Origin of the sequence: Capnocytophaga sp. oral taxon 329 str. F0087 (assembly GCF_000213295.2) — a bacterium.
Classification (GTDB): domain Bacteria; phylum Bacteroidota; class Bacteroidia; order Flavobacteriales; family Flavobacteriaceae; genus Capnocytophaga; species Capnocytophaga leadbetteri_A.
Genome location: NZ_KN389985.1, coordinates 32,213 through 53,270, shown reverse-complemented (window position 1 = coordinate 53,270; position 21,058 = coordinate 32,213). Strand labels below are relative to the sequence as shown.

17 protein-coding genes are annotated in these 21,058 nt (G+C 40.7%); 8 read left to right on the top strand and 9 right to left on the bottom strand.

Translation table 11 applies throughout. From position 1 onward, the window contains the following. The 7 genes from HMPREF9074_RS01195 to HMPREF9074_RS01165 all read left to right on the top strand — a co-directional run. Window positions 1-1,815: DUF2339 domain-containing protein (locus HMPREF9074_RS01195; protein ID WP_084063408.1), on the top strand; the 1,815-nt coding region annotated here is incomplete at its 5' end. Between the two features lie 129 nt (window positions 1,816-1,944). Next, the gene (locus HMPREF9074_RS01190; RefSeq protein WP_009388566.1) at window positions 1,945-2,628 is read left to right on the top strand and encodes a PAS domain-containing protein; all 684 of its coding nucleotides are present in this window, start codon (window positions 1,945-1,947) and stop codon (window positions 2,626-2,628) included. Window positions 2,629-2,676: 48 nt separating this feature from the next. Next, window positions 2,677-3,354, top strand: a complete 678-nt coding sequence (locus HMPREF9074_RS01185) for a PAS domain-containing protein (RefSeq protein WP_009388567.1) — start codon at window positions 2,677-2,679, stop codon at window positions 3,352-3,354. A gap of 85 nt (window positions 3,355-3,439) precedes the next feature. After that, window positions 3,440-6,298: a DEAD/DEAH box helicase gene (locus HMPREF9074_RS01180; RefSeq protein ID WP_009388570.1), complete on the top strand. Its 2,859-nt coding sequence runs from the start codon at window positions 3,440-3,442 to the stop codon at window positions 6,296-6,298. A gap of 53 nt (window positions 6,299-6,351) precedes the next feature. Continuing rightward, complete coding sequence (locus HMPREF9074_RS01175; protein ID WP_009388571.1) at window positions 6,352-6,639, top strand: hypothetical protein; 288 nt, start codon at window positions 6,352-6,354, stop codon at window positions 6,637-6,639. A 35-nt stretch (window positions 6,640-6,674) separates the two neighbouring features. After that, window positions 6,675-7,184: a DUF4252 domain-containing protein gene (locus HMPREF9074_RS01170; RefSeq protein ID WP_009388572.1), complete on the top strand. Its 510-nt coding sequence runs from the start codon at window positions 6,675-6,677 to the stop codon at window positions 7,182-7,184. A gap of 7 nt (window positions 7,185-7,191) precedes the next feature. Then, complete coding sequence (locus HMPREF9074_RS01165) at window positions 7,192-8,478, top strand: dihydrolipoamide acetyltransferase family protein (protein WP_009388573.1); 1,287 nt, start codon at window positions 7,192-7,194, stop codon at window positions 8,476-8,478. Window positions 8,479-8,555: 77 nt separating this feature from the next. Here HMPREF9074_RS01165 and ftsZ read toward each other — a convergent pair whose 3' ends face one another. From ftsZ to HMPREF9074_RS01135, 6 genes are all read right to left on the bottom strand, one after another. Continuing rightward, a complete protein-coding gene (gene ftsZ, locus HMPREF9074_RS01160) occupies window positions 8,556-10,358 on the bottom strand; it encodes a cell division protein FtsZ (RefSeq protein WP_009388575.1) in 1,803 nt (600 codons plus the stop codon). A 23-nt stretch (window positions 10,359-10,381) separates the two neighbouring features. Further along, on the bottom strand, window positions 10,382-11,812 hold the full coding sequence (ftsA, locus tag HMPREF9074_RS01155; RefSeq protein ID WP_009388577.1) for a cell division protein FtsA: 1,431 nt from the start codon (window positions 11,810-11,812) through the stop codon (window positions 10,382-10,384). Between the two features lie 252 nt (window positions 11,813-12,064). Further along, window positions 12,065-12,802: a 3-deoxy-manno-octulosonate cytidylyltransferase gene (kdsB, locus tag HMPREF9074_RS01150; RefSeq protein WP_009388579.1), complete on the bottom strand. Its 738-nt coding sequence runs from the start codon at window positions 12,800-12,802 to the stop codon at window positions 12,065-12,067. 86 nt (window positions 12,803-12,888) lie between these two features. Continuing rightward, on the bottom strand, window positions 12,889-14,241 hold the full coding sequence (gene accC / locus HMPREF9074_RS01145) for an acetyl-CoA carboxylase biotin carboxylase subunit (protein ID WP_009388581.1): 1,353 nt from the start codon (window positions 14,239-14,241) through the stop codon (window positions 12,889-12,891). Between the two features lie 37 nt (window positions 14,242-14,278). Continuing rightward, window positions 14,279-14,782, bottom strand: a complete 504-nt coding sequence (gene accB / locus HMPREF9074_RS01140; protein WP_009388583.1) for an acetyl-CoA carboxylase biotin carboxyl carrier protein — start codon at window positions 14,780-14,782, stop codon at window positions 14,279-14,281. A gap of 27 nt (window positions 14,783-14,809) precedes the next feature. Then, window positions 14,810-15,820 carry a beta-ketoacyl-ACP synthase III gene (locus tag HMPREF9074_RS01135; protein WP_009388584.1) on the bottom strand — a complete coding sequence of 337 codons (1,011 nt, stop codon included), beginning with the start codon at window positions 15,818-15,820 and terminating at the stop codon, window positions 14,810-14,812. Between the two features lie 335 nt (window positions 15,821-16,155). Here HMPREF9074_RS01135 and HMPREF9074_RS01130 point away from each other — a divergent pair, with 335 nt between their 5' ends. Next, window positions 16,156-17,784, top strand: a complete 1,629-nt coding sequence (locus HMPREF9074_RS01130) for an acyl-CoA carboxylase subunit beta (RefSeq protein WP_009388589.1) — start codon at window positions 16,156-16,158, stop codon at window positions 17,782-17,784. 82 nt (window positions 17,785-17,866) lie between these two features. Here the strand turns inward: HMPREF9074_RS01130 and ruvB are convergent, their stop codons facing one another. The 3 genes from ruvB to atpG form a co-directional block, all read right to left on the bottom strand. Continuing rightward, window positions 17,867-18,889, bottom strand: a complete 1,023-nt coding sequence (gene ruvB / locus HMPREF9074_RS01125; protein ID WP_009388592.1) for a Holliday junction branch migration DNA helicase RuvB — start codon at window positions 18,887-18,889, stop codon at window positions 17,867-17,869. A 21-nt stretch (window positions 18,890-18,910) separates the two neighbouring features. After that, window positions 18,911-20,077 carry a pseudouridine synthase gene (locus HMPREF9074_RS11820; RefSeq protein ID WP_084063407.1) on the bottom strand — a complete coding sequence of 389 codons (1,167 nt, stop codon included), beginning with the start codon at window positions 20,075-20,077 and terminating at the stop codon, window positions 18,911-18,913. Window positions 20,078-20,142: 65 nt separating this feature from the next. Beyond that, the gene (atpG, locus tag HMPREF9074_RS01115; RefSeq protein WP_034539386.1) at window positions 20,143-20,997 is read right to left on the bottom strand and encodes an ATP synthase F1 subunit gamma; all 855 of its coding nucleotides are present in this window, start codon (window positions 20,995-20,997) and stop codon (window positions 20,143-20,145) included. Window positions 20,998-21,058: the final 61 nt, after the last annotated feature.

The following is a 21,058-nucleotide window of genomic DNA, read 5'->3' as shown; positions in this document are numbered from 1 at the left end:
TTCGACTTTTTCCCGCAGTCGCTCACCTTTATACTGATGTTCCTCTTTACCGCCTTTACGGTATTGGCATCGCTTAGCTATAATCAGGTGGTGATAGCCCTTATTGGCTTGGTGGGCAGCTATGCTGTGCCTTTCTTGCTGAGCAATAACTCTGGGCGGGTAGATATCCTCTTTGCCTACACGGCTATCATCAATATAGGGGTGCTGGTGCTATCGTTCTACAAGCGGTGGAATTCCTTGCTCATCTCTGCGTTCTTATTCACGTGGGTATTACTGCTTTCGACTTGGGAACTAGCTGATAACGAAGTGTATTTCAGTGCCTTCCTAACCTTTAATTTTGTTACTTTTGCTACTTTCTACCTCTCGTTTATAGCGCAGAAGTTGCACCAAGAGCCTGAACTTAGCACCGTAGATGTGGCGCTATTCCTTATCAACAGCTTAGCGTTCTATGGCTTAGGGGCTTGGCTCATCAACAACCATTACCACGACAATACGTGGGTAGCTCTTTTCACCTTGTGCAATGCGTTGTTGCACTTTGGCGTAGCGGCTTATTTCCATCTGAAAAAAGTACCTTCTACGCAACTGAAATATTTGGTGTTAGTATCAGCGCTTTCGTTCGCCACCTTAGTAATCCCTATACAATTTAAAGGTTCGTGGATTACGCTATTCTGGAGTGCTGAAGCGGCTCTATTATTCTGGTTAGGGCGCACCAAAGCCTTGGCAGTGTATGAGCGCATCAGCTACGGGGTACTGGTGTTGGCTACCGGAAGCCTATTAATAGACTGGTATAAAGGTTCTTACAACATCTACCTACTCTCTACTGCCGATTACGTTACTCCGTTTGCCAATTCATTATTTGTAAACGCCCTATTGTATGCTGCTGCCACTACTTTTATGGCTTATATACATCAGAAAGTGAAAGGCGGAGGGGAGTATACCGATTCGATTACTTTATTTTTGAATATATTCTCAGTAGGTTCGCTGTTTTATACCTTCTTCCGCGAAATTATCGTGTTATGCGATATGCGCATTTTGCAATACCCTAATGCGTTAGACAATGCTATGCTAATGGAAGATTTATCGCTGTTCAAAAATATCTGGCTACTTATCTACAGCTTGCTATTTGCATCGGGCTACAGTATGCTGAACCTCAAATATAACAAACAAAAAACGCTGGCTGAAGTACAAATGGGCATCAATTTTATTCTGGGGGCCTTATTTATGACCTTAGGCTTATACTACTTTAGCGAGTTGCGCGAACGTTATATAAGCGAGGCGGCTAGAGGTTATCAGCTTTCGTTGTGGTTCTTAAACATCAGATATTTAGGAATAATAGCATTTGCCGGTTTGTGTTATACTATCTGGCAATTGCAAAAGTTCCTCAACTTATCGGCAAAATCTAAGCTAAAATTAGAGTTATTGCTACACTTAGTAGCCTTATGGGTAAGCAGCAGCGAGCTATTGCATTGGACAGAATTATATGAATCGAGCTCTAACTACAAATTAGGACTTACCATACTATGGGGAGCCTATGCAGTACTATTGTTAGTATTAGGGCTTTTCAAAAAGAAGAAATACCTACGTGTTTCGGGTATTGTACTTATCAGTTTTAGTGTGTTGAAATTATTTTTCTACGACATTACCCACTTAGATACGCTGCGCAAAACGATAGTATTCGTATCGTTGGGGATATTGATGCTAATAGCTTCTTTCTTGTACAACAAGTACACCAAAGAAATTGATGAGGATAAAGAAGAAAAAACAGAGGAAAAACCAGAAGAAGAGCCTTCTGTAGAAGAGAAATCAAACAACTGATAATCAACTTTATAAAAGAAGAAAAAAGTCAGTATTAAAACTTTTATGAAAAGTTTATGATAAAAAAGTATGGCTTTATTAATAAAAAGATTTATCTTTGTGCGATAATAACCAAAATAAAATTTTGCAATGATTAGAGATTATAGAGACATTGAGCTCACCGTAGAACGCCCTACCCCTATTGATAAAGAAGTAGTATGGGATAAATCAAAAGTAATTATCAGTGAAACCGATGTTTATGGGCGTATTACTAACGTAAATGACGTATTTTGCACCGTTTGTGGTTATACTGCTGCTGAAATGATTGGGCAGCCTCATAGCATTATCCGTCACCCTGATATGCCTAAAATCACTTTTAAACTCCTTTGGGATAACCTTAAATTAGGGAATAACTTTGCTGGGGTAGTGAAAAACTTGGCTAAATCAGGAGAGTATTATTGGGTAATCACCGACTTTGAAATGCGTCGCGACAGTGCAGGCAACATCACTCACTACATCGCTCGCCGTAAGTCAGTGCCTAAAGGGGTAATCGATAATTACGTAGCTCCTCTTTACCAAACCCTCGTAAAACTTGAAAAAGTAGGAGGTATGGACTTAAGTGCTCGTTTCTTTAAAAACTATTTGGATAAACAAGGTAAAGACTACATCGACTTTATCATTGATGTGATGAACGAAAACCGCGAAGATGTGGCCTTCCAAGATATACCTATGGCTCCAATGGATTCTAACAAAGTAATATCAGATGACATCGTAACGGTAAGCGATGCTATGAACGAAAAACGCAAGAGTTTCTTTGGCAGATTGTTTTCATAATCAGGCGATGGAACTATAAAATAATAATCATTAAAAAAAGTAAACAGTATGTCAGATTTTACAAATCCTATCCCTACTATTGAAAGACCTACCCCTATTGACCGCGAAGTACAATGGGACAAGACTAAAACCCTTATTAGCGAAACAGACGTAAAAGGTACTATTACCAATGTAAACGATGTATTCTGCGCTGTAGCTCACTACTCTGCAAGCGAACTTATCGGGCAGCCTCATAACCTTATACGCCACCCCGATATGCCTAAACTTATCTTCAAACTCCTTTGGGATAACTTAAAAGTAGGCAATAACTTCGTAGGTGTGATTAAAAACTTAGCTAAAACAGGTGAATACTACTGGGTAGTAACCGACTTCGAAATGCGCCGCGATGCTATGGGCAACATTACTCACTACATCGGTAGACGTAAATCTGTACCTGAAGCTGCTATCAATAACTATTTGGCTCCTTTCTACGAGTCTCTTTTGAAAATGGAGAAAATAGGAGGTGTTGAACTTAGTAGCCGTTTCTTCAAAAACTATTTGACAAAACAAGGTAAAGACTATATCGACTTTGTGATTAGCATTATGTCTGAGAACCAAAATGCTTTCACAGCAGAAACTGTTAATTCTATTGATAATAACAATGTAAGCGTTTCTGACAATATCTACCACGTAGATCACTCAATGAACGAAAAACGTAAAAACTTCTTTGAGCGTTTATTCTCATAAAGTTTAATGTTCTTATTTCATAGTTTAAAATCCCTGTATATCTAAATATGCAGGGATTTTTACTCAATAATACTTTGCCTATTATATGTTTCTTTTCATCGATTTCACTTTTCACCCTATTATAGAGCTTGTGCTGCCCAACGCTTATATTGCCGAACAGCGCAATGGCTACTGCGTATTTTACAAGAAAGCTTCTGATGAAGTATTGCGCAGTTTGCCCAATTGGGAGCTCTCCTCAGCTGAAAAGGAAGCGCTTTCAATTATCAACAGCCTACAACCTAACGAATTATACCAAAAATACCTAAAAAAAGGTGATACTTTCTCTAAAATATACCAAAACGCACAAACTAAGAAGCATATTCAGGAGCAAATAGAGGATAAAACAGATAAACTACTAACGCTTATCTGTAAGAATGAACTTTTTATCACTACCAATTACACGCATAAAGACGAATTAGTAAAGAAACAAGTCCTCACTACCACTCAGGTACTCGAACCTATATTAGAATTGAAAAAAACGGAAGAGGGTATACGCTACCGACTGCTATTAGACGATGGCAAACAAACCTTATTGCCCTACCAGAGCCATATAGAGTTTCTGAACAACCATCACGCTTGGGTTATTTTAAACAAGAAAGTGGTGAGAATAGCCCATATCAAAACATCGCACCTGACCCCTTTCTTGAACAAAGAAACGACTATTATACCTGAGAGAAGTTTCCCTGAGTATTTTGAGAAATTCCTTAAGAAAATACTTCGCAATGCAAAAGTATTGCCCATAGGCTTTGACATCATCGAGAGGAATGAGCTGACTGATACCGCTATAGAAATCTTTTTTGACTTTTTTGCTAATCATTATAAAATACACCTACTATTCCATTATAATGACTATGCTTTCAGCAGTCATCAGCACAAAACTATACAGTCTGACCTGCAAATAGATGATAATAAACGTATTTTTATCTATAATTACCGAAGAAATACTACTGAAGAAGCTAAAAAATACGCTATTTTAGAGCAAATGGGCTTTACTAATCAATCAGGTACTTTCTTTTTAGAGAGTACAGACCCTTTTGCTTCGTATTTTTATCTATTGCACCACCGCGAAGCCCTAACTGCAGCAGGTTTTAGCCTTCTCCCTTTCGTAATAGACGGCGGTAAAGAGGTAACTATAGCCCCTCCAGAACTGATTTTCAACCACACACATACCGAAAATGACTGGTTTGACCTATCTATAAAAGTAAAACAAGGCGATTCTTTATTCGATTTTAAAGATTTAATCAAAAATATCAAAGAAAATAACCCTATATACCCACTGCCTAACGGTAAAATATTCATTATACCCCAAGAATGGTTCAGCAAATTTCAATCTATCGCCAAATATGCTAAGGTACAAAAAGAAAAACTACAGCTTGCTAAGAGTAATTACGCTTTATTAGAGGCTGTACCCGAAATAAAACCACAGTCGTTAGTAGAAAAAGTGAGTTACACTCCTTCTGATAAGCTAAAAGCTACGCTACGCCCCTACCAAATAGAGGGGGTTGAGTGGCTGCTACAACACTATCACAACGGGGTAGGCGCTTGCTTGGCTGATGATATGGGGCTCGGGAAAACCCTACAGACGATAGCTCTGTTAGTAAATATACACGATAGCCTACCTGAAAAATCTATTGACAGCAGCGACCTGTTTTCGGGAGTAGAGGTGCAAAAAGAAGCCCTAAAAGTACTCGTTATTCTGCCTTCATCGCTTATTTTCAATTGGTATGACGAAACTAAGCGCTTTGCCCCTCACCTAAAATGCACCCAATACGTAGGCACGGGCATAGAGCGCAAGCGAAAAATAAGGCGACTGACTAATTACGACCTTGTTTTTACCAGTTACCCCATCGTAGAGCGCGACATCAAAGAGCTTCAGCAGCTTGATTTTCGCTATATTATCCTTGATGAAAGTCAGCGTATAAAGAACAAAAACTCTAAAACTTTTAAGGCTATTAACAGCTTGAAAGCCCCCCATCGCATAGCACTGAGTGGTACCCCTATAGAAAATTCCCTCAGCGATTTATGGTCGCAGATGCAGTTTATCAACCCCAATATACTGAAGAGTTATCCTTCTTTTCACAAAAACTACGAGATAGAAATCAGCAAGAAGAAAAACCTTCAGGCGTTAGAAGAGCTCAAAACTATCATCAGTCCTTTCTTGCTCAGGCGCACCAAAGAGCAGGTACTCGATGACTTGCCCGAAATGGAAGCCCAAATAATCTATTGTCCTCTTGCCGAAGAACAGGCTAAGTGGTACGAGAGCGAAAAATCAAAAGTGCGCAACCAATTGCTACAGATTGCAGCCCCTATCACAGAGTTTAACGCACTGAATATGCTTACCAAACTCCGACAAATCAGCAATCACCCTATGTTGGCTGATAAAGACAGCCTTATTCCTTCAGGAAAATACGAAGAGGTCGTAAATTGTATGCAAGAGTTGGTACAGGCATCGCACAAAGCTCTTATTTTTAGCAGTTTTGTGTCTCACTTAAGCATTTATGAGCAATGGTGTAAAGAAAACGGAGTGAAATACGCTAAACTTACCGGTAGTACCCCTACTGCCGAACGCAAAAATGAAGTAGAGGCTTTTCAGCAAAACCCAGAGGTTACCTTCTTTTTTATATCGCTTAAGGCAGGCGAGGTAGGGCTCAATCTTACTCAGGCGTCATACGTGCTGCTGTTAGACCCTTGGTGGAATCCGTTTTCTGAAAAACAAGCCATTGCAAGGGCGCACCGCTTAGGACAGAAAAACAAAGTAAACGTAGTGCGCTTTGTCAGCAAAGATACCGTTGAAGAGAAAATCATTCGGCTGCAAAAAGCCAAAACTGACCTTGCTGACGATATCATAGGCGAACAGAATTTTATCAAAGAAATTATTTCGAATATGAATACTCTTTTGGAATAAATTTTGCAACTTGTTACTTGCTAATTATTATTTATTTATTATCTTTGCAGATTATGAAGCTAAAGTTATTTCGATTACCTAAAAACAAACGTTTTAATTATACCCCTCGCTATTATGAGGGGAAAGAAGAAGGCAACGCTTTCGAGATGGGGTCGCGCATTCGCAAAGACCGCGAAACCGTTTCTAACCATTTTACTGAGCAATGGCGCAGTATCCGCAGCGAAAGTAGGAATAAGAAAAACGCACAATTCAATAAAACTTTCTGGATTGTACTGGTTATCTTAGTGCTATTATCACTCTATTTCCTTGATTTCGACCTTTCTATATTCCTGCGGAAATAAAATAAAAAGATTGTCAAACCAAATAAACGCTCATTATGAAGATAAATAAGTTATTTATATTGCCCGCACTACTCGTAGCAATGAGCGTCTGTGGGCAACCCGCTTTTGATAGATTAGAAGCTAATAATGACATCACTACATTAGTGGTCTCGCAAAAGATGTTTCAAATGCTTTCTAAAATCGATAGTAAGGATGCTGATGCCAAAGAGTTTATGGATATTGCTAATAAACTCAAGAGTATGAAGGTATTCTCTACCGATAATGCTAAAGCTGCTTCGGTGATGAGAACTGAAGTGCAACAATATGTTAAAAGTGCAGCTCTCTCTGAACTGATGCGCGTAAAAGACAAAAACCAAAACGTGAAGTTCTATACCAAAGGCGGTAAAGATGCTAACAAAGTATCTGAACTACTAATGGTGGTAGAACCCTCTACAAACACTACGCAAATGGTTATCCTATCGCTTACCGGCGACATCGACCTTAGCAAATTAGGTGTTTTAACTAAGAATATGAACCTTCCACAAGAAATAAAAGATATAAAGTAGTACAGAAATGGCAAGATACGAATTGAAATTACCCTCTATGGGTGAAAGTGTGGCTGAAGCTGTGGTTACCAACTGGCTCAAAAAGGTAGGCGACCCTATTGAAGCCGAAGAAGCTATTGTAGAAGTCGCTACTGACAAAGTAGACTCAGAAGTGCCCAGCGAAGTAAGTGGCATAGTTTCTGAAATCCTCTTCAAAGTAGATGAGGTAGTAAAAATAGGTCAGGTGATGGCTATCATCGAAACCCAAGAGTCAGCAGACGCCTCGGCTCCTCCTCAACAAACTGCTGAAATACTGATGCAAAACATAAGCGATATAAAAGAGACTACCCTTAGCCCTCAAATAGACTTTAGTGGTGCTGAGCGTTTCTACTCTCCTTTGGTGAAGAATATCGCTAAGCAAGAAGGTATTAGCCTTGATGAATTAGCCCATATAGAAGGCACCGGACTAAATAATAGGGTAACTAAAGACGATATCCTAGCTTATATAGCCCACAGAACCCAGCCTAAAGCTACTACTACTGTAGCTCCTACTCCAGCAGCCCCTGCAACAGCAAGCCCTATTGATCAGAGAAGCTATACTAAGCACGGCGAGGAACGCATAGAGATGAGCCGTATGGGCAAGATTATAGCTGAGCATATGACTCTCAGCAAGCAAACTTCTGCACACGTACAAAGCTTTACTGAAGTAGATGTAACCCGTATATGGCAGTGGCGCAACAAGGTGAAGAAAGCATTCGAGGCTAATGAAGGCGAGAAATTTACCTTTACTCCTATCTTTATGGAAGCTGTAGCTAAAGCCCTCATTGACTTCCCGATGATGAATATATCAGTAGAAGGAACCACTATTATTAAGAAGAAAAACATCAATATAGGAATGGCTACTGCTCTACCTGACGGCAACTTAATAGTACCTGTTATCAAAAATGCTGATGAGCTTAACTTAAGAGGTATGGCTAAGGTAGTAAATGACCTTGCTAAGCGAGCTCGCGCTAACCAGCTAAAACCCGATGAGGTAAAAGATGGTACTTATACGGTTACGAACATAGGTTCTTTTGGCAACGTTTTTGGCACACCTATTATCAATCAGCCGCAAGTTGGTATCTTGGCAATAGGAGCTATACAGAAAGTACCTGCTGTTATAGAAACGCCTGAAGGCGATGTGATTGGTATCCGCTATAAAATGATGCTCTCGCACAGTTATGACCACCGTGTAGTAAATGGGGCTTTAGGCGGTATGTTCGTACAACGCGTAGCTCAATATCTAGAAAAATGGGATATGAACCGTACCCTTTAAAATAAAGAGAAAACAAAAAAGGCTGTCTTTTAAAAAGACAGCCTTTTTTGTTTTCTCTTATCAAAAAGGTACAATTGTTAATCTACATTATCGTGTAGGTACGAATTGTTTTTTCGTATCTGAAACTCTCCTGAAGAGTCTTTCCCTACTGTAGTACGCGATTGAGCGTTAGCTGACGAACTAAATTTGTAGTTATAATCTTGCAAACGATTAGAACGTTTGTTCATTACATCTGAAATTCGCGCATCCATAGGGGTTAGCTTTATTTCAGTTTCTTCATCTTCAAACATTCTCATTTGTACAGGAGCATTATTAGGCTTTACTGGTGCAGCCATCTTCTCTTCTGTATTATATAGTACAAACTCATTGTTATTCACCGTTTTATTTTCTACAAACGAGGTCGGTTTGGCATCGCGAAAGGTGCGCTCTAACTCAGTATATTCCTCTAAAGTATAACGTATTTCACCTGCTTCATTCACTATAGGAGCTGAAGTATAACGGTTTTTAGGCTGCGATGGTTGTGGTTCATAATCTTCCTCACGCAATTGGTGTACAATAGGTGCAGCTACTTCAGCAGTAGCATAGACTTTTTGCTGGCGAGGCACTTCTTGCACTACCTCTTCTTTCTTAGGTTTTTCCCACTTAGGAGCTGTTTTATCTACTATTATAAAACTATCTTCTGTAGTTACCAATTCGCAGTCTGTCCAGATATTGAGTAGGTCAGTAAGTGCAGGTTCTTTTTTTACCTCAGGTACTGATGGCACAGGATAAACTTCTGTAGCATTAATAGCGGTATTGACTACCACCCCTTTAGGCTCTGTTAAATCGCGAGTAACAGTTTGATTGTCATCAAGGACGTGTATTACACGGCGTGGCTCAGCATTTACGATTTCTTTTTGCTGCTCTACATCAAAACCTGTAGCTACTACTACTACCGAAATAGCCTCGCCTAACGACTCGTCTTCACCAATACCATAGATAAGGTCAGCCATATTGTCGCCTGCTTGCTCCTGAATGTAGTTGTTAATTTCAGTCACTTCGCGCTGAGTAGCCTCTTTAGAGCCGTAAGTAATCAATACCAAGACATTTTTAGCTCCCACTATTTTGTTATCGTTTAGCAGTGGAGAGTTTAATGCCCCTGTTACGGCATCGCTTGCTCTGTTTTCGCCCTCACCTATTGCTGACCCCATAATAGCAGTACCTCCGTTTTCGAGTACTGTACGGGCATCGCGCAAGTCGATGTTTACCATATAATGCTTACTAATTACCTCAGCCATTCCTTTGGCAGCTTTTAGCAATATCTCATTGGCTTTGCCAAAACTTTCGCTGATAGTCAGTTCGCCATACATTTCGTTTATCTTATTGTTATTGATAACGATAAGCGAATCTACAGAATCGCGGAGTTTCTTTATACCCGCTTGTGCCTGACGACTGCGTTTTAAGCCTTCGAAGTTGAACGGAGTGGTAACGATAGCTACCGTTAATATGCCCATCTCTTTAGCCTTTTTAGCTATGATAGGCACTGCCCCTGTACCGGTACCGCCCCCCATACCCGCTGTGATAAATATCATTTGGGTATTCCCTTCAAGGGCTTTCTGGATGTTGTTTTCACTCTCTATAGCTGCTTTCTCTCCAATTTCAGGATTATTCCCTGCTCCTAACCCCTCGGTAAGTGTTACCCCTAACTGTATTTTGTTAGGAATGTTGCTGCTCTCAAGTGCTTGTGCATCGGTGTTGCAAATAAGGTAATCTACCCCATTGATACCATTATCGTACATAAAATTGACGGCGTTGCCCCCTCCTCCGCCTACTCCAATAACTTTTATATAATTACTGTTATTCTTTGGAAAATTAAATTGGACATCTTGTGTTTGTTCCATTATCTAAATCATAATTATTTGTTCTATATTTCTTCTTCAGTCTCGCCTATGAAATTTTTTATTTTCTTGCTGACTTTTTCCCAAAACCCTTTGCTACTCTTAGGTTCTTCCTCTTCCTCATCATCTTCTTCTATTTTTCGGCTGACCGCAGCAGCTGAGTCGTCTATAATAGTAGCTATTACTTTTTGTGTTTTATTAATTGGCTGTTCTGCAGGGATTTCTGCTCTGTCATCAGCCTCAGTTACTTCTTGTGCTTTAAGCTCTTCTAAACGTTTTTTGAACTGCTCTTCAGCCTGATTTTCTATAGCGTTCATCACCAATCCTATAGCGGTAGCATATATGGGTGAAGTAAGCTTAGGATCTGAATTATCAGCTAAATGTTCATCGGGGTAACCTATACGGGTGTCCATACCGGTAATGTATTCTACCAACTGCACTATGTGCTTTAGTTGGCTACCTCCTCCTGTAAGTACGATACCTGCAAAGAGTTTCTTCTTAGCCTCTTGGTAACCGTAGTTTTCTATCACCTTAAGCACCAAATTGATAATCTCGCTCACACGAGAATGGATAATCTTTGAAAGGTTTTTAAGGGTTATTTCTTTAGGTTCTTTTCCTTTTATCCCAGGTATAGAAACTATTTCATTATCGCGGTTTTCACCAGGCCAAGCTGACCCGTATTGCACTTTTAGCATCTCGGCCTGACGTGCCAAAATACCACAGCCATTTTTAATATCGTCTGTAATGATATTCCCTCCTAAAGGTACTACAGCTGTATGTCTGATGATGCCATCTTTGAAGATAGCCACATCGGTAGTACCTCCCCCTATATCGACTAATACTACCCCTGCATCTTTCTCTTCTTCGCTTAACACTGCTTCAGCCGAAGCGATAGGTTCGAGCGTTAGCCCTACAGGTTTTAGATTAGCGGTCTGTATGCAACGGGTGATACCCTTAATAGCATTTACCTGACCGATTACCAAATGAAAAGTAGCGTCTAAACGCTTGCCCATCATACCTATAGGCTCTTTTATTTCGCCTACATTATCTACTTTATAATCTTGTGGAAGGGCGTGAATGATTTTTTCACCAGGAGCCAAAGAAATAGAGAACACTTGCTCTTTCAAGCGTTCTAAGTCTTCAAAATCTATTAGCTTTTCAGGGTCGGTTCTAGTAATATAGTCGCTGTGCGAACGGCTTTTTATGTTTTGCCCCGCAATACCTGCTACTACATTTTCTATGTCGAGACCGGTTTTCTCTTTAGCATCTTGAATAGCATTCATAATCGACTGGGTAGCCTGCGCTATGTTATTCACTACTCCCTTATTGATGCCTTCACTCTTAGCCTGACCGTATCCTAAAATTTTTATCTTCCCGTATTCGTTTTTCGTCCCTACCATAGTTACAATCTTGGTAGTACCGATATCTAACCCTACGAAGTATTCCTTATATTTCATTTTTTTACACGTTTCTCTACTTCTTACAGATGTAGTCTCTCTTTTTTATTTATTTTATAACAATATTCTTAAAGAATTAGGTAGTTTTATGTATAGTGTGTATTTTAGTGTTGTATTAGACGTAGCAAAGATAATAAAAAAATAAAATCTTTCAGTATTTTTTTATCAAGAAGTTATCAACAATTTTATAAACTATTGATTGTCAAACTAAAGCAAAAAAAATATTTTTTATTTTTATGTATCCCCCTCTTTTTAGCTCTCTTTTTTCGAGAGTCGTATTCGTGCTTTTTCCAAATCATCGGGAGTATCAATCCCTATGGTGGATATATTTGTTAACGCCAAGCGTATTTTATATCCATTTTCTAAGTAACGCAATTGCTCCAACTTCTCTGTTTCTTCTAAAACAGAAGGGGGCAACTGGGTGAAACGTTGTAGAGCTGCTTTCCGGTAGGCATAGATACCGATATGCTTGTAATAAGGAGCTCCTACATCGGCACGTTGATAAGGAATTACTGACCTCGAAAAGTAAAGCGCTTCATTCTGGCGGTTTACCACTACCTTTACATTATTAGGATTGGCTATCTCTTCAGGCTCGGTGATTAGCTCCATTAGGCTCGCTACATATACAGTCTTATCAACATCTTTAGCGAAAATATCGATTACCTTTTCCAGATTTTCTTTATTGGTGAAAGGTTCATCGCCCTGCACATTCACGATAATATCGACTGGCAGGTCTTGTGAAGCTTCTGCTAAACGGTCGCTACCGCTGTTGTGTTCTTTTTTACTTCTGATAACCCTACCTCCTACTTCGCTGATAGCTTTTTCGATGCGGTCATCGTCAGTTACTACATACACCTCATCAAACAGTTGCGTATCCTTAACGCGCTGGTAAGTATGCACAATCACTGGCTTACCGCAGAGGTCTTGCATCAGTTTGGCTGGAAAACGCGTCGCACCATAACGCGCTGGTATCATTGCTATTACTTTCATATTTTTGATTTAACAATTAACCAATAACAAGGGACTATTAAAAAAACAACGTTTTTTTTGAATAGTCCCTTTATATTAATACTTCATTATTCTCCCACTTGGGGTTTCATCTTAAAATCTTCCATAAACTTAGTGGTGTAATTGCCCGCCAAATAATCGGGGTCATCCATCAACTGCAAATGGAATGGTATCGTGGTCTTTACGCCCTCTACCACAAACTCATCTAACGCACGACGCATCTTGGCTATCGCCTCTTCGCGCGTTTGCGCTGTGGTGATGAGCTTCGCTATCATAGAGTCGTAGTTAGGCGGAATCACATAACCGCTATACACGTGGGTATCAAGACGCACTCCGTGTCCGCCTGGTGCGTGTAGGGTAGTGATTTTGCCTGGTGAGGGTCTGAAGTCATTATAAGGGTCTTCAGCATTGATACGACATTCTATAGCGTGTAGTTTAGGGGTGTAGTTCTTGCCAGAAATAGGCACTCCTGCAGCTACCAATATTTGCTCTCTAATAAGGTCGTAATCAATTACTTGCTCAGTAATAGGGTGTTCTACTTGTATACGGGTGTTCATCTCCATAAAGTAGAAATTGCGGTCTTTGTCTACCAAAAACTCTACCGTACCAGCTCCCTCGTACTTGATGTACTCGGCTGCTTTTACGGCTGCCTCGCCCATACGCTTGCGAAGGTCTTCGGTCATAAAAGGCGAAGGAGTTTCTTCGGTTAGCTTCTGGTGGCGGCGCTGGATAGAGCAGTCGCGCTCTGATAGGTGGCAAGCCTTACCGTATTGGTCGCCTACTATCTGAATTTCGATGTGGCGAGGGTCTACGATAAGTTTTTCCATATACATAGCATCGTTGCCAAAGGCAGCTCCGGCTTCTTGCATTGCGCTATCAAGTGCTTTTTCGAGGTCTTCCTCTTTCCACACATCGCGCATACCACGCCCCCCGCCTCCGGCAGTAGCTTTCAGCATTACAGGGTAGCCTATCTCGGCCGCTATTTTCTTAGCGTGCTCGAGCGATTGTACTAATCCGTCAGAACCAGGCACCGTAGGTACGCCCGCCTCTTTCATAGTAGCTTTGGCTGAAGCCTTGTCGCCCATACGCTCTATCATTTCAGGTGATGCCCCGATGAATTTGATACCGTGTTCAGCACAAATCTTTGAAAACTTGGCATTTTCTGAAAGAAACCCATATCCTGGGTGGATAGCATCGGCATTGGTGATTTCGGCAGCTGCTATAATATTAGGTATTTTTAAGTATGAATCTTTGCTCGCTGGAGGGCCTATACACACGGCTTCGTCAGCAAAACGAACGTGCAAACTATCAGCATCGGCAGTAGAATATACCGCTACCGACTTGATACCCATTTCCCTACAAGTACGTATTACTCGCAAGGCTATCTCTCCGCGGTTAGCTATTAATATTTTTTTAAACATAGTATTCCTTTTTAAAAATAAAGGTTTTGGGTCTCATCTATGATGGGTCTACCAAATATAATGGTTGATCGAACTCTACAGGAGAAGAGTCGTCTACCAATATTTTTACGATTTTACCAGATACTTCTGATTCAATCTCGTTGAAAAGTTTCATCGCTTCGATGATACAGATAACGCTTCCTTTAGAAATAGTTGAACCTACTTCGACAAACAAAGGTTTATCTGGACCAGGGCGGCGATAGAAAGTGCCTATCATCGGTGATTTGATAGTGATATATTTGCTATCTTCACTAGGTGCAGATTTGTTTTCAGTAGCCTCTGGTGCCGCCACCGGAAGGGTCTGGGTAGGTAGGGGTTGCTGAATAGGCAACTGAGTGAGCTGCTGTGCTACAGGTAGTTGCTGCACATAGACTTGCTCTCTGCCACTCTCATCGGGATTGGTTTTGATGGTGATTTTTACATCCTCCATCTCCAATTTTACCTCACTTGCGCCCGACTTGGCAACAAATTTAATTAAGTTTTGAATGTCTCTTAAATCCATACGAATATATGTTTGCTCAATTGTTGTTTATTTTTTTACTTGGGCGCCGTCGTATGCCCATTTTAGGTATATAGCCCCCCAAGTGAAACCACCACCAAAGGCTGCTAATACTATGTTATCGCCTTTTTTGAGCTGTTGCTCGTAGTCATTAAGGGCGAGAATGATAGTAGCTGAAGTGGTATTGCCGTACTTGTGAATGTTTAGCATCACTTTTTCGGCAGGTAGCCCCATACGCTCGGCAGTGGCATCGATGATGCGCTTGTTAGCCTGATGCGGGGTGAGCCATTGTACATCATTATTAGTTAGGTTGTTGCGTTTTAGCACTTCTTCAGCCACATCGGCCATACCGGTTACTGCGTATTTGAAAACGGTCTTACCATCTTGAAACACAAAGTGTTGTTTTTCGGCTACTGTTTGAGCGGTGGTAGGACAAAGAGAACCTCCTGCCTTGATATACAAGTGGTTGCGGCCTATACCATCACTTTTCAGTATTTCGTCTTTGACCCCTAATCCTTCGTAGTTAGGCTCGAAAAGCGCTGCCCCTCCTCCATCGCCAAAGAGGATACAAGTAGCGCGGTCGGTATAATCAATAATAGACGACATTTTGTCGGCACCTACTAACAATACTTTTTTATAACGCCCTGACTCTATGTATTTGGCAGCTGCTGACACGCCAAATAAGAAACTTGAGCAAGCTGCTTGTAGGTCGAAAGCAAAAGCATTGGTTGCCCCTATTTGCGAAGCTACATAAGGCCCTGTAAGTGCTACGGGCATATCGGGAGTAGCTGTAGCAAGGATAAGCAGGTCTATCTCTTTAGGGTCTAAACCTTTCTTATTAAGGAGGTCTTTAGCAGCCTCTATAGCCAAGAAAGAGGTACCTTTTTGAGGGTCTTTCAAGATACGGCGTTCTCTGATACCTGTACGAGTGTAAATCCACTCATCATTTGTTTCTACCATTTTCTCGAGCATAGCATTGCTGAGTACATCCTCTGGTACATAGCCACCGATAGCGGTAATGGCAGCAGATATTTTCTCCATTGTAAATGTCAAGTTATTGTTATTCAATTATTGTGTTTTAGTATAGCACACAAATTTGGGGCAAAAATACATAATTATTTTGGTTTATCGCAAAAAAAGTTTAAAAAAATATTGATTATAGTAAATTTAAAGAGATAGATATGATATTTTTCTATTTTTAGGAGGCTTATTAGACGATTATACTTCGCTAATTTTTCGCTTATCCTTCGCTCTTCCTATATTGTTTCTATATCGTTTGTATAGGGTAAATAGTAAGAGAAAATTTTTCTGGTAATTGGTAAATTTGCTAATTGGCAAATTATGCACTACCTTTGTGCCCTCATTAAGTTTAGTAAATGGATATCGAATTTAACAGCAACGAAGATTTTAATAAATTAGCTCTCAGCGAATTGCGCAAACGCCTGAAAAAAGTAAAAGAAGGTGGCGGAGCTAAAAACTTAGAAAAACTACACGCTCAAGGTAAACTCTCTGCCCGTGAGCGTATTGACTATTTGTTAGACAAAAACACTCGCTCTATAGAAATCGGTGCTTTTGCCGGCGATGGTATGTATGCCGAGCACGGAGGCTGCCCTTCAGCAGGCGTGGTAGTAGTAATAGGCTATGTGTCTGGAAAACAGTGCATAATAGTAGCTAATGACGCTACCGTAAAAGCAGGTGCGTGGTTCCCGATTACTGCCAAAAAAAACCTACGCGCCCAAGAAATAGCTATCGAAAATAATTTACCTATCATCTATTTAGTAGATAGTGCAGGCGTTTTCTTGCCCTTGCAAGATGAGATTTTCCCTGATAAAGAGCATTTCGGACGTATTTTCAGAAATAATGCCTTGATGAGTAGCAAAGGCATCACCCAAATAGCCGTAGTGATGGGTAGCTGTGTGGCTGGAGGTGCTTATTTGCCTATTATGAGCGATGAAGCCCTAATCGTAGATAAAACTGGCTCTATCTTCTTGGCTGGCAGCTACTTAGTAAAAGCTGCTATAGGTGAAAATATCGACAACGAAACATTAGGAGGGGCTACCACTCACTGTGAAATTAGTGGGGTAACCGATTACAAAGCGACTGATGACCGCGATGCTTTAGACCGCGTACGCCGCACTATGGCAAAACTCGCTGACTACGAAAAGGCTGGCTTTAATCGCTCTGAACCTCACGCCCCTATAAAAGACCCGAACGAAATATACGGTATTCTGCCCAAACTGCGCAGTGAGCCGTATGATATGAGGGAAATTATCCTCCGCTTAGTTGATAATTCAGAATTTGACGAGTATAAAGAGGGCTATGGACAGACGCTCCTCACTGGCTATGCGCGCATAGATGGCTGGGCGGTAGGTATTGTAGCCAACCAACGCAAGGTGGTAAAAAGCAAAAAGGGTGAAATGCAGTTTGGAGGGGTTATCTATTCTGATAGCGCTGACAAGGCAACACGCTTCATTGCTAACTGCAATCAAAAGAAAATTCCGCTTGTATTTCTGCAAGATGTTACCGGTTTTATGGTGGGTTCAAAATCAGAACACGGAGGTATTATAAAAGACGGTGCTAAATTAGTAAATGCGGTTGCTAACTCGGTAGTACCAAAGTTTACCGTAGTAGTAGGAAACTCTTATGGGGCAGGCAATTACGCTATGTGTGGCAAAGCCTATGACCCTCGCCTTATCGTTTCTTGGCATAGTGGCAATATAGCCGTGATGGGGGGAGCTCAGGCCGCTAAAGTACTCCTACAGATAGAAACTGCCACCCTTAAGAAGAAAGGAGAAGAGATAACCGCTGAAAAAGAAGCGTCGCTCTTTAAGCACATCAAAGATAAGTATGACGAACAGATTTCGCCTTACTATGCGGCTGCCCGTCTATGGACAGATGCTATTATCGACCCTCTACAAACCCGCCAATGGATTTCGATGGGTATAGAAGCGGCGAACCACGCGCCTATAGAAAAACCTTTTAACTTAGGAGTAATACAAGTATAACCCATAATACAACACAAAAAAACTTTGCCAAAGTACTGATTTAGTACTTTGGCAAAGTTTTTTTGTTAATCTACAATATACCTTATTCGAAGTTCATCATCGATAGTTGATAGCTACGCCCTAAGTGTTTGTAGGCTAACTCTGTAACCTCGCGCCCACGAGGGGTACGCACTATAAAGCCTTGTTGAATAAGGAAAGGCTCATACACCTCTTCTATAGTTTCAGCACTTTCAGAGACAGCCGTAGCAAGGGTTGTAATCCCAACAGGGCCTCCTTTAAACTTATCGATGAGGGTACTGAGTATTCTGTTGTCCATTTCATCTAAGCCGTGTGCATCGACATTTAGGGCTTTGAGTCCGAATCTTGTAATTTCAATATCTATCTTGCCATTACCTTTTATCTGAGCAAAATCGCGGATGCGGCGCAAAAGGGCATTGGCGATACGCGGAGTACCTCTGCTCCTGCTCGCTAACTCGATAGCTGCTTCCATAGAAATAGGCATCTTTAGGATAGAAGCACTGCGCTGTATAATGTCAGCTAAAAGCTCAGTAGAATAATACTGTAGTCGGCTTTGTATACCGAAGCGCGCGCGCATAGGGGCTGTGAGCAAGCCAGAACGGGTAGTGGCTCCTATCAGTGTAAAAGGGTTTAGATTGATTTGTACTGTGCGGGCATTAGGCCCTGACTCTATCATTATATCAATCTTATAGTCTTCCATAGCTGAGTACAGATACTCTTCTACCACTGGACTCAAGCGGTGTATTTCGTCTATAAAAAGTACATCGCGCTCCTGAAGATTTGTGAGCAATCCTGCCAAATCACCAGGTTTATCGAGCACAGGGCCTGAGGTTATCTTAATACCTACCCCCAACTCATTAGCCAAGATGTGAGCCAATGTAGTTTTACCCAAGCCCGGAGGGCCGTGAAAAAGGGTATGGTCGAGGGCTTCGTTGCGCATATTGGCAGCTTTTACGAAGACTTTGAGATTCTCTAATACCGCCTCTTGTCCTGCAAAATCATCAAAAGACAAAGGGCGCAGGGCTCGCTCAATATCAAGCTCCTGCGCCGAGTAATTTTCTTTATTAGGGTTTAAGTTCTTATTCATTACAAATTTGCTAATGGCTAATTATCTCATATTTCTAAGATTAATAACCTCTTGCTGTGTGAGTCTGCGCCAATGTCCGCGAGGCAAGTCTTTTTTAGTAAGCCCCGCAAATACTACACGATCAAGTTTATCTACCTGATAGCCCAAGTGCTCAAAGATACGGCGTACTATACGGTTTCTACCACTATGTATCTTTATTCCGATTTCGTTTTTAGGCTTTTGATCTACATAGCTTATTTCATCTACCTGAATAAAGCCGTCTTCTAACTCTAAGCCTTGTTCGATAGCTATAAAGTCTTTGTACTCAAGCTTGCGGTCAAGGATTACGTGGTATATCTTGCGCACTCCGTGAGTAGGATGGGTTAGCTTCTTAGTTAGCTCGCCATCATTTGTTAGGAGTAGCAACCCTGTAGTAGCTCTATCCAAGCGCCCTACTGGCAAGATGCGCGCATTGGTAGCGTTAGCAACTAAGTCCATTACGGTTTTGCGTCCTTTTTCATCATTGGTAGTGGTGATAAAGCCTTTAGGTTTGTTTAGCAAAATGTATTCTTTCTTCTCTGAAGAGAGCAGCTTACCATCAAAACGCACCTCATCTGTAGGCTTTACTCTATAGCCCAAAGTAGTCATTACCTCGCCATTTACTGTTACGTTGCCCGCTGAAATATACATATCAGCATTGCGGCGTGAACAGATACCTGCATCGGCTATGTATTTGTTTAGACGTATCTCGGCAGTAGGAGTAGGCGCGTATTCTACTGAAGCGGTATTGCTTTGGTAGTTGCTATAAGGCTTTTTGTAAGGTTTTCTATAGCCTTCATTTCTATTGAAGCGCTCATTTCTACTGAAATTATCATTCCTGTTAAAGCCTTCATTGCGCTTGTATTCATTATTCTTCTTAAATCCATCATTCTTTTTAAAATCATCATTGCGCTTGTAGCCTTCATTTCGTTTAAAACCTTCCTCACTTCTAAAGTTGTCATTTCTTTTAAAGTTAGGGGTATATGATTTTCTGTTTTCTGAGGAAGAGTCGTTTTGGTCTCTATTGCTATTGTTATAGCGATTATTACTATAGCGATTAGGGGTATAAGTGCCTCTCTCGTTTTTTTCAGAATAATTGTTTTTCTTATAATTATTATTTTTTTGTGAGAAGCCATTGTTGCTCTCTCTGTAGTTTCTTTTGTTTTCCATACAAATTAATTCTCTCTATTTTATCTCTTTTTTATAAATCGCCTCTCGGCCTTTCCTATTCTCTTTTATGACAGCGCTTCTGAACCTCCTACTATCTCTATAATCTCACCAGTAATAGTGGCTTGGCGAGCTTTGTTGTAGGTAAGTATCAATTCATTTTTAAGGTCTTGTGCATTGTCTGTAGCTTTGTGCATAGCCGTCATACGAGCTCCGTGTTCAGCAGCTACCGAATCGCGTAGAGCTTTAAAAAGCTGTGTTTTGAGCGAGCGCGGTATAAGTTGTGTTACTATCTCTTGTTTTGATGGCTCATAAAGGTAGTCTGTAGTAGTCTTCTTGTCGGTTACTACTGGCTGTATAGGCAAGAAAGTTTCTTCAGTAAGTATTTGGGTAGCAGCATTTTTAAAGCTGTTATACACCAACACTATCTGGTCAAACTCGCCATTAGTATAGCGTGTCATCAGTGTTTCTGCCAATGAAGCAGCATTAGCAAAAGTGAGCTTGTCAAAGATGTGATTATTATTATCGAGCACCTTATCGGTCTTTTTAAGCACATCATTCCCTTTTTTGCCAATAGTGTAGTATTGCACCTCCTTATCCTTGTAGGTAGTTTGTGTAAGTTCAATTACTTTTTTTACTACGTTAGCATTAAAGGCACCACAGAGACCTCTATTAGAGGTAATTGCCACCAATAGCACACGCTTTACAGCACCTTTGCGAGGATTGTAAATATTCTCGCTGCCTAATGCCGAACTCAAGTGTTCTAATAGCTGCTTGAGCTTGTATGCATAAGGTTTCATCGCTATGATAGCATCTTGAGCCTTTTTTAGCTTGGCTGCTGATACCATTTTCATAGCCCCTGTGATTTGCATCGTTGAGCTTACTGATGAAATCCTGCTTCGTATTTCTTTTAAATTTGCCATTTTATCAATTAACAATTAGCAATTTACCATTGCTGTTAAAAAGGGTATTTCTGATAAACAT

Excerpts from the sequence above, each read along its gene's own strand:
- HMPREF9074_RS01190 (WP_009388566.1), top strand. The coding sequence starts at position 1,945 with ATGATTAGAGATTATAGAGACATTGAGCTCACCGTAGAACGCCCTACC.
- HMPREF9074_RS01185 (WP_009388567.1), top strand. The coding sequence starts at position 2,677 with ATGTCAGATTTTACAAATCCTATCCCTACTATTGAAAGACCTACCCCT.
- HMPREF9074_RS01180 (WP_009388570.1), top strand. The coding sequence starts at position 3,440 with ATGTTTCTTTTCATCGATTTCACTTTTCACCCTATTATAGAGCTTGTG.
- HMPREF9074_RS01175 (WP_009388571.1), top strand. The coding sequence starts at position 6,352 with ATGAAGCTAAAGTTATTTCGATTACCTAAAAACAAACGTTTTAATTAT.
- HMPREF9074_RS01170 (WP_009388572.1), top strand. The coding sequence starts at position 6,675 with ATGAAGATAAATAAGTTATTTATATTGCCCGCACTACTCGTAGCAATG.
- HMPREF9074_RS01165 (WP_009388573.1), top strand. The coding sequence starts at position 7,192 with ATGGCAAGATACGAATTGAAATTACCCTCTATGGGTGAAAGTGTGGCT.
- ftsZ (WP_009388575.1), bottom strand. The coding sequence starts at position 10,358 with ATGGAACAAACACAAGATGTCCAATTTAATTTTCCAAAGAATAACAGT.
- ftsA (WP_009388577.1), bottom strand. The coding sequence starts at position 11,812 with ATGAAATATAAGGAATACTTCGTAGGGTTAGATATCGGTACTACCAAG.
- kdsB (WP_009388579.1), bottom strand. The coding sequence starts at position 12,802 with ATGAAAGTAATAGCAATGATACCAGCGCGTTATGGTGCGACGCGTTTT.
- accC (WP_009388581.1), bottom strand. The coding sequence starts at position 14,241 with ATGTTTAAAAAAATATTAATAGCTAACCGCGGAGAGATAGCCTTGCGA.
- accB (WP_009388583.1), bottom strand. The coding sequence starts at position 14,782 with ATGGATTTAAGAGACATTCAAAACTTAATTAAATTTGTTGCCAAGTCG.
- HMPREF9074_RS01135 (WP_009388584.1), bottom strand. The coding sequence starts at position 15,820 with ATGGAGAAAATATCTGCTGCCATTACCGCTATCGGTGGCTATGTACCA.
- HMPREF9074_RS01130 (WP_009388589.1), top strand. The coding sequence starts at position 16,156 with ATGGATATCGAATTTAACAGCAACGAAGATTTTAATAAATTAGCTCTC.
- ruvB (WP_009388592.1), bottom strand. The coding sequence starts at position 18,889 with ATGAATAAGAACTTAAACCCTAATAAAGAAAATTACTCGGCGCAGGAG.
- HMPREF9074_RS11820 (WP_084063407.1), bottom strand. The coding sequence starts at position 20,077 with ATGGAAAACAAAAGAAACTACAGAGAGAGCAACAATGGCTTCTCACAA.
- atpG (WP_034539386.1), bottom strand. The coding sequence starts at position 20,997 with ATGGCAAATTTAAAAGAAATACGAAGCAGGATTTCATCAGTAAGCTCA.